General features: G+C 53.4%; 3 protein-coding genes. 1 reads left to right on the forward strand and 2 read right to left on the reverse strand.

Annotated elements, in window-relative coordinates; all coding sequences use genetic code 11:
- Nucleotides 1-366, reverse strand: a 366-nt coding sequence (locus ADADOO_RS09195) for a SoxR reducing system RseC family protein (RefSeq protein WP_511276928.1), incomplete at its 3' end; no start/stop codon positions are given.
- Nucleotides 367-368: 2 nt separating this feature from the next.
- Entirely contained in the window at nucleotides 369-968 is a 600-nt protein-coding gene (gene rpoE / locus ADADOO_RS09200) for an RNA polymerase sigma factor RpoE (protein WP_511276929.1), read from the reverse strand.
- 170 nt (nucleotides 969-1,138) lie between these two features.
- On the opposite strand from rpoE, the gene nadB reads away from it, so the two are divergent.
- Nucleotides 1,139-2,199 (forward strand): L-aspartate oxidase (gene nadB, locus ADADOO_RS09205; RefSeq protein ID WP_511276930.1); only part of this gene is annotated, 1,061 nt, incomplete at its 3' end.

Here is a 2,199-nt window from a genome sequence, read left to right on the forward strand (position 1 = left end):
ATAAAGGAATGCAGCACTCAGCCCAACTCCCGCCCCAGCCATGGCACTCAAGTCACCACCGAACAAGGCACCCAGTACCGCTCCGGCTATTGTTACGGTCAACGGTAAAATATAGGCCAAATTCGCAGTACGACTCACGCTACCAACTGCGATTGCGATCTTTACACGGTCTCCCACGTTAGCACCAACTGTGTTCTCGACCAGGTAAGTCTTCGGGCCGCTACAAAACATTTGGGTGAGATGCTGCCCCCCGCACCCGCCTTTTTCATGGCAGCGCCCACATCCGCCCTGCTCTATCTCGACACGCACCCATTTGCCATCCAGGGAGCGAACAATCGCTTGAATAGTAGTTTGTTCCGTATTCATGCTTACCAGCGTTTGTCCGAGGCCGTGTCAAGCAAAGGGCGGAGCTTTCCGGCCACTGCTTCGCGGGCACGAAAAATCCGCGAGCGAACCGTGCCTATCGGGCAATCCATGATGCCGGCAATTTCTTCATAGGACATGCCATCAATTTCCCGCAATACGATAGCTGTCCGCAGCTCTTCCGGAAGCGCATCCATGGCGGCATTGATTGTTTGCCCAATTTGTTTGGTAAGAAGGAGGCTTTCTGGTGTGTTGATGTCGCGCAATTGGGACGCATCTTCAAACGTCTCCGCTTCGTCATTATCAAACTCGGTTGTCGTCGGGGGTCGACGCCCTTGTGAAACAAGATAGTTTTTGGCTGTATTGATGCCAATGCGATACAGCCAAGTATAGAAGGCGCTGTCGCCTCTAAACGAAGGTAGGGCGCGATAGGCCTTGATGAACGCCTCTTGGGAAACGTCTTCAACTTCTGCCTGATCGCGAATGAAACGCGACAGCAAACGACCTAGCTTGCGCTGGTATTTGCTCACCAACTGGTCGAAGGCGTGCTTATCTCCGCCTTGCGCCCGCTCGACCAGAATTTGATCGATCTCGCGCTCACTCATGGCTCGTGTTTTCCCTGGGGTTTGGTTGTTGCTTTCTTTATGGCACAAGTATAGCGCAGCCATTTTCATGGAGCCGAGAGGTATTTATCCCTATTTGTGACCATCTGTAACCGGATGAATCGGTTTCTGCGTGCTATATTTGAGGCAAAATAACTCTTATAGAGAACAGCGTGAAGAAATTTGACGTACTCATCATTGGTAGCGGACTGGCTGGCCAATCTGCCGCCTTGCGGCTAGCTTCCTCTCAGTGCAATGTCGCCCTTGTCAGTAAACGCAGCCTTGAAGATTCAGCATCCGGTTGGGCGCAAGGCGGTATTGCCGCTGTCCTTGACAGTCGCGACTCAATAGAAGCACATATTCAGGACACGCTGATCGCCGGCGCTTGGTTGAATGATGAAAAAGCGACGCGATTTGTCGTTGAGAATGGCCGACATGCTATAGATTGGCTTATCGAACAAGGCGTTCCCTTCACCAAGGACGAGGCTGGCTACCACCTGACACGCGAAGGCGGTCATAGTGCCCGTCGAGTCATTCACGTGGCCGATGCTACCGGTTTGGCTGTTCAGGACACCCTGACCAAGAAGGTTCGTGCCAATCCGAATATTACCGTTCTAGAAGACCACATCGCCATTGATCTGATTACGGGCGACAAATTGGGCACGGGTGAAAAACGCTGCTTTGGCGCTTATATTCTGAATGACCGTGATGGTGAGGTGGTCACCATCGGCGCCACCAACACCCTGCTGGCAACAGGCGGCGCAGGAAAAGTATATCTCTACACAACTAACCCAGACACCTCAACCGGAGACGGCATTGCCATGGCCTACCGTGCTGGTTGCAAGGTTGCCAATATGGAGTTCATTCAGTTCCATCCGACCTGCCTCTATCACCCGCAGGCAAAATCCTTCCTGATCTCGGAGGCAGTGCGCGGCGAAGGTGGTCTGCTCCGCCTGCCCGACGGCACTCGCTTCATGCCGGAACATGATGATCGTGCCGAACTAGCTCCTCGCGACATTGTGGCTCGCGCGATCGATTTTGAGATGAAGAAGCGCGGCCTGGATTGCGTTTTCCTCGACATTTCCCACAAGGGTGAGGATTTCATCCGCAATCACTTTCCGAATATTCATGCCCGTTGCCAAGAACTGGGTATCGACATCGCACAAGAACCCATTCCCGTCGTTCCAGCGGCGCACTACACCTGCGGCGGCATTGTCAGCGATTTGCACGGTCG

It is taken from the genome of Azonexus sp. (assembly GCF_036170495.1).
In the GTDB taxonomy this organism is placed as follows: Bacteria; Pseudomonadota; Gammaproteobacteria; order Burkholderiales; family Rhodocyclaceae; genus Azonexus.

What these genes read in the sequence shown, in the direction of transcription:
- rpoE (WP_511276929.1), bottom strand. Translation starts at nt 968, where the DNA reads ATGAGTGAGCGCGAGATCGATCAAATTCTGGTCGAGCGGGCGCAAGGC.